Here is an 8,160-nt window from a genome sequence, read left to right as displayed (position 1 = left end):
CGGACGTGCGGCGCATCGTCGAGCCCTTCATCCGCGAGGCGGTGGGCGAGCTGCCGATCGCCGTGGATTGCGTCTGGCACGTCAACCCGACCGGCAAGTTCGTGATCGGGGGCCCGGACGGCGACGCCGGACTGACGGGGCGCAAGATCATCGTCGATACCTATGGCGGGGCGGCACCGCACGGCGGCGGCGCGTTCTCGGGCAAGGACCCGACGAAGGTCGACCGCTCGGCGGCCTATGCGGCGCGCTATCTCGCCAAGAACGTCGTCGCGGCGCGGCTGGCCGATCGCTGCACGATCCAGCTCTCCTACGCGATCGGGGTGGCCGAGCCCCTGTCGGTCTATGTCGACCTGCACGGCACGGGGCGGGTGGACGAGGCGGCGCTGGAGACGGTGCTGCGCGAGGTGATGAACCTGACGCCGCGGGGCATCCGCGAGCATCTGCAGCTGACGCGCCCGATCTACGCCAAGACCTCGGCCTACGGGCATTTCGGCCGCAAGCCCGGCCGCGACGGATCGTTCTCCTGGGAACGCACGGATCTGGCACCGAAGCTGAAGGCCGCCCTTGGCCTCTGAGCGTCGCACGAACGGGCCGCGGGCGCGCGTCCGCGAGAACTTCTTCGGCCGCTCGCGCGGCAAGACGCTGCGCCCGCTTCAGGCGGGCTTGCTGCGCGACGTGCTGCCCGACCTCGGCCTCGACCTCTCATCGCCGGCGCCCGCCGACCTCCGCGAGCTCTTCGCCGATCCCGTCGACGGGGTTCGCCTCGAGATCGGCTTCGGCGGAGGCGAGCACCTGCATCACGAGACGGGGCGCCATCCCGGTACCGGCTTCATCGGCGTCGAGCCCTTCGTCAACTCGATGGCCAAGATGCTCGTGGCGCTCGGCGAGGATCCCCGCCGCAACCTGCGCCTCTACGGCGACGATGCGACGCTGCTTCTCGACTGGCTGCCGGACGCCTCGCTTTCGGGCGTCGATCTCTTCTATCCCGACCCCTGGCCGAAGCGGAAACACTGGAAGCGCCGCTTCGTCAACGAGCGCACGCTGGCGCGCCTCGCCCGCACGATGCGCCCCGGCGCGCCGTTCCGCTTCGCCTCCGACATCGAGACCTATGTCGACTGGACGCTGCAGCACCTGCGCGATCACCCCGAGTTCGAATGGATCGCGCACGGGCCGTCGGACTGGCACACGCCCTACGAAGGCTGGCCGGGCACGCGCTACGAAGCCAAGGCGCACCGCGAAGGACGCAAGGGCGCCTACCTGACGTTCCGCCGGGTCTGAGGCGCGGTGCGGGGTCCTCCCCCGTCTCGCGCCCGCACGCCGGCTTGCCATGGCGGGCGTGCGGGCGTATAGAAGCGTCATATTCTCTTCGATCGGTCGTGAGAGTGGGTCCCCCCGGTCCCGCTCTTTTTTGTTGGGATCAACCCTTCGGCGATCGTTTCGAAGCGGGAGCGTGGGACGGGCCGAAGCTCGGAGCGCTCCAGTCGTGAAACAGACGCCGGAGTGGCCGTGACGGATAAGCGCATCATCATCGAACAGGGTCTGGAGGCGCGCGTCGCCGGGATCGTGGAGCCTGCGATCGAGCAGATCGGCTATCGACTGGTGCGCGTGCGCGTCTCCGCGATGAACGGCACCACGCTGCAGATCATGGCCGAGCGCCAGGACGGCACGATGACGGTGGAGGATTGCGAGGCGGTGAGCCGGGCGGTGTCGCCCGTCCTCGACGTCGACGATCCCATGGATCGCGCCTACCATCTCGAAGTCTCCTCGCCGGGCATCGACCGCCCGCTGGTGCGCAAGGGCGACTTCGAGACCTGGACCGGTCATCTCCTCAAGCTCGAGACCAACCGGCTGATCGCCAACCGCAAGCGCTTCCGCGGCGTGGTGACGGCGGTCGAGGGCGACACGATCCGCCTGGAGCGCGACGGTGTCGCGGCGGGCGAGGACGCGAGCGCGGAGATCCCGCTCGACGCCATCGCGGAGGCCCGGCTGATCCTGACCGACGAACTGATCCAGGCCTCGCTGAAGGCCGACAAGGATGCGCGGCGCGCCCGCGGCGTGCCCATCGAGGGTGAAGACGATGTGGGAGCCGCCGAAGCCTCGGCCCCCTGACCTATCGGTTCCGAAAGGGAACGGCGTGTCGCGCCGTTCGTTTCGGAACCGGCAACCGACGACGGCCGCCTCGTGTGGCGCGTGACCATTCACCGCTCCGGCGGCAAGCGGCAGGACCTCGACGCCGACGAGACCCGAGAGCGGGGCGGCGTTCGACCAGGAGAACATCAAGATGGCAGTCAGTGCGAACAGGCTCGAGCTTCTGCAGATCGCGGACGCCGTCGCGCGGGAGAAGTCGATCGACCGCGAGATCGTGATCGCCGCGATGGCCGACGCCATCCAGAAGGCGGCCCGCTCGCGCTACGGCCAGGACACTAACATCCGCGTCGACATCAACCAGAAGACCGGCGAGATGAAGCTCCAGCGGCTTCTCGAGGTGGTGGAGGAGGTCGAGGACCCCAACACCCAGATCTATCTGGAGCTGGCGCGCGACAAGAACCCCGACGCCGAGCCGGGCGACTTCATCGCCGAGCAGCTGCCGCCGATGGAGTTCGGCCGCATCGCCGCCCAGTCGGCCAAGCAGGTCATCGTGCAGAAGGTGCGAGAGGCCGAGCGCGACAAGCAGTATGACGAGTTCGTCAACCGCGTCGGCGAGATCGTCAACGGCACGGTCAAGCGCGTCGAATACGGCAACGTGATCGTCGATCTCGGCAAGGGCGAGGGCATCATCCGCCGCGACGAGCAGATCCCGCGCGAGCTGTTCCGCTACGGCGACCGCGTGCGCGCCTTCGTCTACGACGTGCGCCGCGAGCAGCGTGGCCCGCAGATCTTCCTGTCGCGCACCCATCCCCAGTTCATGGCGAAGCTCTTCACCATGGAAGTGCCCGAGATCTACGACGGCATCATCGAGATCAAGTCGGTGGCCCGCGACCCCGGGTCGCGCGCCAAGATCGCCGTGGTCAGCCGCGACAGTTCGGTGGATCCGGTGGGCGCGTGCGTTGGCATGCGCGGCTCGCGCGTGCAGGCCGTCGTGGCCGAGCTGCAGGGCGAGAAGATCGACATCATCCCCTGGTCGCCGGACGCCGCGAGCTTCCTCGTCAACGCCCTGCAGCCGGCGGAAGTCTCGAAGGTCGTGCTCGACGAGGACGCCGAGCGCATTGAAGTCGTGGTCCCCGATGACCAGCTTAGCCTTGCGATCGGCCGTCGCGGACAGAACGTGCGCCTCGCCTCGCAGCTGACGGGCTGGGACATCGACATCCTTACCGAGCAGGAAGAGTCCGAGCGCCGCCAGAAGGAATTCTCCGAGCGTTCCTCGCTGTTCATGGACTCCCTGAACGTCGACGAGATGGTCAGCCAGCTCCTCGCCTCGGAAGGCTTCACTTCGGTCGAGGAGGTCGCCTATGTCGACACGTCCGAGGTCGCCGCGATCGAGGGCTTCGACGAGGACACGGCCGCGGAGATCCAGAACCGCGCCAAGGAGTTCCTCGAGCGCCGCGAGACCGAGCAGGACGAGAAGCGCAAGGCGCTCGGCGTCGCCGACGAGTTGCGCGAGATCGACGGCCTGACGACGCCGATGCTGGTGGCGCTCGGCGAGGACGGCGTGAAGACGATCGAGGATTTCGCGGGCTGCGCCGCCGACGATCTCGTCGGCTGGAGCGAGCGCAAGGACGGCGAGACCAAGCGGTTCACCGGCGCGCTGTCGACCTTCGAGGTCAGCCGTGTCGATGCCGAGACGATGATCATGCAGGCCCGCGTGAAGGCCGGCTGGATCACCGAAGAGGAGATGGCGAGCGAAGAACTCGTCGATGAGGAAGGCGAGGCGGCCGAGGCCTGATCCCCGCGACGGGATCACAGCCGGTTGCCCGCCAATGAGCGAAACCCGGGACGCGCATGAGCCAAGTTGATGGCAACGAGGACGACGGATTGGAGGAGGCTGTCATGAACGGGCGCATGTGCATCGTGTCGCGCCAGTCGCTGCCCGCCGATCAGCTCGTGCGCTTCGTCGCCGATCCGGAGGGGCGCGTCGTCGCCGATCTGAAGCGGCGGCTGCCGGGTCGCGGCGCCCATGTCGAGGCGCGCCGCGTGGTGGTGGAGCTCGCAGTCAAGCGCCGCCTGCTGCCGCGCGCGCTCAAGCGCGAGCTCTCGGGTGTCGATGAGGTGCCCGGCGAGCTCGATGCGACCCTCGTGCGCTCGGTGACGGGCGCGATGGCGATGGCCCGCAAGGCCGGTCAGATCGTCACGGGTGCCGCCAAGGTCGACGCTGCTTTGCGCTCCGGCAAGGCGATGGCCTCGATCCATGCGAGCGATGCGGCGCCGGATGGCGTGCGCAAGCTCGACGGAGCCCGTCATGCGGGTGAACAATCGGGTCGGGCCAAGCCGACTCCCACCTACCGACTTCTGGGTTCGGTGGAATTGGGTTTGGCCTTCGGCACCGAGAATGTGATACATGCGGCCGTCCTGTCCGGTGAAGCGGGTTCGGCTCTCTTGCGGCGCTTCGAGGCGTTGCGGATCTATCGGGGCGAAAGCCCCGGCGCAGAGCCCGGGCCGACACCCGGCGAGACGGCACCATCATGAGACGAAGAACCCGATCAACAGCAGAGCACGGTTGCGAAATGCTCTAGGCACGGATAGTGGGCGCGAGGATTTATCCCGCGCAGGAAGCGGAAGCGGTAATGAGCGATACGAAATCAGGGGACGACAAGACGCTGAGCGTCACCCCCAAGAAGACCCTGACCCTGAAGCCGGCTGGCGCGGCACCTTCGACGGTGCGGCAGAGCTTCTCGCACGGGCGCACGAACAACGTCGTCGTCGAAACGAAGAAGCGCAAGTTCACGCGCCCCGAGGATGCGGCCAAGGCCGCAGCCCCGGTTGCGCCGGCAGCGGTCGCGCCCGTCGCAGCGGCACCCGCCGCTCCGCCGCCGCCCGTGCGCCCGACGCTGACGCCGGCCCAGGCCGCGGCGCTCGCGCATGCCGCTCAGAACCCGCAGGCCCCCGTCGTGCCCGACCGCCTGCCGACGCCGCCCGCCGCGCCCGCAGAAGCCGTCGCGCCGGCCGCAACAGCAGCCGAGCCCGTGGCTGCCGCGGCGTCCGTCGTCGCCGAGGTCGCAGCGCCGGAAGCCCCTCAGGCCCCCGAGCCGAAGGCAGAGGCGCCCGTCGCCGTGCCGGCCGCGGCCCCTGAGCCGGTGGCGGCTGCACCCGAAACGCCCGTATCCGCCACGCCCGAACCGACCGCGAAAGCCGAGCCCCTGAAGCCGTCCGCCACCGAAGCCCCGTCCCAGCCCGTCGCCAGCGCGGCCCCCGCCGCGCCTGCCGCCCCCGCGCGTCCCGCGCAGGGAACGGTGCGTCCAAACCCGGCCGCGCCTGCCCGTCCCGCCGGCTCCGCGCCGACAGGCGGCGCAGCCCGTCCGCAGCAGCCCGTCCGTTCCGGCATTCCCTCGGGCTTCAGCCAGAGCCGCTCGGGCCCCTCGGGCGGCTACGGACAGAACCGTCCGGGCCAGCCGAGCCGTCCCGGCCAGCCGGGTGCGCGCGACGATCGCCGCGCACCCCAGCAGCAGCCGAACGCGGCCGCTGGGGCGCGCCAGCCCCGTGGTGCGGTTCTGTCGGATCTCTCCTCGAAGGAAATGGACGCACGTCGCCGCGCCCTCGAACTCGCCAAGCAGCGCGAGGTCGAGGATCGCCGCCTGTTCCAGATCGAGGAGGCGCGCCGCGTCGCCGAGGACGAGCGTCGCCGTTCGGAGCGCGAGGAGTCCGAGCGTCGTCAGGCGGAAGAGGCTGCACGCCTCGAACTCGAGGCCGCGGCTCGAAAGAAGGCCGAAGAGGATGCCAGCCGCCGCGCCGCCAACCGGCCGCAGGCCCGTCCCGGCAGCGCCGGTGCCAATGCCAACGTCATTCCCGGCCCGCCGCCGGTGGACGACGGTCTGGGTCTTCGCCCGGCCGGTCGCACCGACCTGACGAAGAAGACCCGAGCCGACGAGGACGACGACCGTCGCCGTCCCGGTGGCGGTGCCAATCGCGGCCCGGCCCGTGGCCCGACCGCCGATGCGGCCAAGCCGACCCGCGCCCGCACGCCCGACGATCGTCGCGGCGCCGGACGCGTCAACGTCGAGCGTGCGCTCTCCGACGACGATGCCCGCGGCCGTTCGCTGTCGTCGATGCGTCGTCGCCAGGAGAAGTTCAAGCGCTCCCAGCAGAACCAGCAGCGTGAGAAGATTGTCCGCGAAGTGATCCTCCCAGAGACCATCACGATCCAGGAACTCGCGAACCGCATGTCGGAGCGGGCCGTCGACGTCATCAAGTTCCTGATGGCGCAGGGCCAGATGATGAAGCCGGGCGACGTCATCGACGCCGATCTCGCCGAACTCATCGCGTCCGAATTCGGCCACACCGTGCAGCGCGTCGCCGAGTCCGACGTCGAGACCGGCCTGTTCAACGTCGCCGACAACCCGGAGAACCTCGTCACCCGCCCGCCGGTCGTGACGATCATGGGCCATGTCGATCACGGCAAGACCTCGCTTCTCGACGCCATCCGCAAGACGAGCGTCGTGTCCGGCGAAGCCGGCGGCATCACGCAGCATATCGGCGCCTACCAGGTCGAACAGAACGGGCAGAAGATCTCGTTCATCGACACGCCCGGCCACGCCGCCTTTACGGCGATGCGTGCCCGCGGTGCGCAGGCCACCGACATCGCCATTCTCGTGGTGGCGGCCGACGACAGCGTCATGCCGCAGACCATCGAGTCGATCAGCCATGCGAAGGCGGCCGGCGTGCCGATCATCGTGGCGATCAACAAGATCGACAAGCCGGGCGCCGACCCGCAGAAGGTGCGCTCCGCGCTCCTCCAGCACGAGGTGTTCGTCGAGACGATGGGCGGCGAGGTGCTCGACGTCGAGGTGTCGGCCAAGAACGGCACCAATCTCGACAAGCTGCTCGAGGCGATCATCCTGCAGGCCGAACTTCTCGACCTGCGGTCCGATCCCGACCGCACCGCCGAGGGCGTCGTCATCGAGGCGCAGCTCGATCGCGGTCGCGGCCCGGTGGCCACGACGCTCGTCCAGTCCGGTACGCTGCGTGTCGGCGACATCGTGGTGGCCGGCGACCAGTGGGGCCGCGTGCGCGCGCTCGTCGACGACAAGGGCAAGCAGCTGAAGACGGCGGGTCCCTCGACCCCGGTCGAGATCCTCGGCATGTCCGGCACGCCGCTGGCGGGCGACCGCTTCGCCGTGGTCAAGGACGAGGCGCAGGCCCGCGAGATCACCGAGTACCGTCAGCGTCTGACGCGCGACAAGGCCGTGGCCAAGTCCGCCGGCCAGCGCGGCTCGCTCGAGCAGATGATGAGCCAGCTTCAGGATAGCGGCCTCAAGACCTTCCCGCTCGTCATCAAGGGCGACGTGCAGGGTTCGGTGGAAGCCATCCAGGGCGCGCTCGACAAGCTCGGCACCGACGAGGTGCAGGCTCGGATCGTCCATTCGGGCGCCGGTGCCATCACCGAGTCGGACGTGCAGCTCGCCGCGACGTCGAACGCCGCCATCATCGGCTTCAACGTGCGTGCCAATGCGCAGGCTCGTCAGGCCGCCGAGCGCGAGGGTGTCGAGATCCGCTACTACTCGATCATCTACGACCTCGTGGACGACGTGAAGCAGGCGATGTCGGGCCTCCTGTCGCCGGAGCGTCGCGAGACCTTCCTCGGCAATGCCCAGATCCTCGAGGTCTTCCAGATCACGAAGGTCGGCAAGGTCGCGGGTTGCCGCGTCACCGAGGGCAAGGTCGAGCGCGGTGCGGGCGTGCGCCTCATCCGCGACGGCGTGGTCATCCACGAGGGCAAGCTCTCGACCCTCAAGCGCTTCAAGGACGAAGTGTCGGAGGTCCCGGGCGGCCAGGAGTGCGGTATGGCCTTCGAGCGCTACGAGGACATGCGCGTCGGCGACGTCATCGAGTGCTTCCGCGTCGAGCACGTGGCTCGCACGCTGTAAGACCTTCAGCGAAGGCCGGTTCGGCCGGCCTTCCAGCGATCGGTTCAGCGACAGGCCCGGCGGCGACGCCGGGCCTGTTCCTTCCTGCGTCCGGCTTTCGCGCGACCCGGCGCTCCGTTGGTCCATCGATCGCCGCAATGCG

General features: G+C 69.2%; 6 protein-coding genes. All 6 read left to right on the top strand.

Translation table 11 applies throughout. From position 1 onward, the window contains the following. Positions 1–575 (top strand): methionine adenosyltransferase domain-containing protein (locus tag AUL33_RS12980; RefSeq protein WP_192843190.1); only part of this gene is annotated, 575 nt, incomplete at its 5' end. After that, complete coding sequence (locus tag AUL33_RS12975) at positions 565–1,278, top strand: tRNA (guanosine(46)-N(7))-methyltransferase TrmB (protein WP_062208623.1); 714 nt, start codon at positions 565–567, stop codon at positions 1,276–1,278. The genes AUL33_RS12980 and AUL33_RS12975, both read left to right, overlap by 11 nt. Before the next feature lie 228 nt (positions 1,279–1,506). Beyond that, a complete protein-coding gene (gene rimP / locus AUL33_RS12970) occupies positions 1,507–2,109 on the top strand; it encodes a ribosome maturation factor RimP (RefSeq protein ID WP_062208634.1) in 603 nt (200 codons plus the stop codon). A 172-nt stretch (positions 2,110–2,281) separates the two neighbouring features. Beyond that, positions 2,282–3,883: a transcription termination factor NusA gene (gene nusA, locus AUL33_RS12965; protein WP_062208620.1), complete on the top strand. Its 1,602-nt coding sequence runs from the start codon at positions 2,282–2,284 to the stop codon at positions 3,881–3,883. Positions 3,884–3,939: 56 nt separating this feature from the next. Continuing rightward, positions 3,940–4,623 carry an RNA-binding protein gene (locus AUL33_RS12960; protein WP_062208617.1) on the top strand — a complete coding sequence of 228 codons (684 nt, stop codon included), beginning with the start codon at positions 3,940–3,942 and terminating at the stop codon, positions 4,621–4,623. A 98-nt stretch (positions 4,624–4,721) separates the two neighbouring features. Next, positions 4,722–8,018, top strand: coding sequence for a translation initiation factor IF-2 (gene infB / locus AUL33_RS12955; RefSeq protein WP_062208614.1), 3,297 nt, complete (start codon positions 4,722–4,724; stop codon positions 8,016–8,018). The last annotated feature ends 142 nt before the right edge of the window (positions 8,019–8,160 follow it).

The organism is Aureimonas sp. AU12 (assembly GCF_001463705.1).
Classification (GTDB): domain Bacteria; phylum Pseudomonadota; class Alphaproteobacteria; order Rhizobiales; family Rhizobiaceae; genus Aureimonas.
Note: the sequence above shows the minus strand (reverse complement) of the source record. Positions and strands in the feature narration are given on the sequence as shown.

Coding starts and splice junctions, on each gene's coding strand:
- infB (WP_062208614.1), top strand. CDS start 4,722: ATGAGCGATACGAAATCAGGGGACGACAAGACGCTGAGCGTCACCCCC.
- AUL33_RS12960 (WP_062208617.1), top strand. CDS start 3,940: ATGAGCCAAGTTGATGGCAACGAGGACGACGGATTGGAGGAGGCTGTC.
- nusA (WP_062208620.1), top strand. CDS start 2,282: ATGGCAGTCAGTGCGAACAGGCTCGAGCTTCTGCAGATCGCGGACGCC.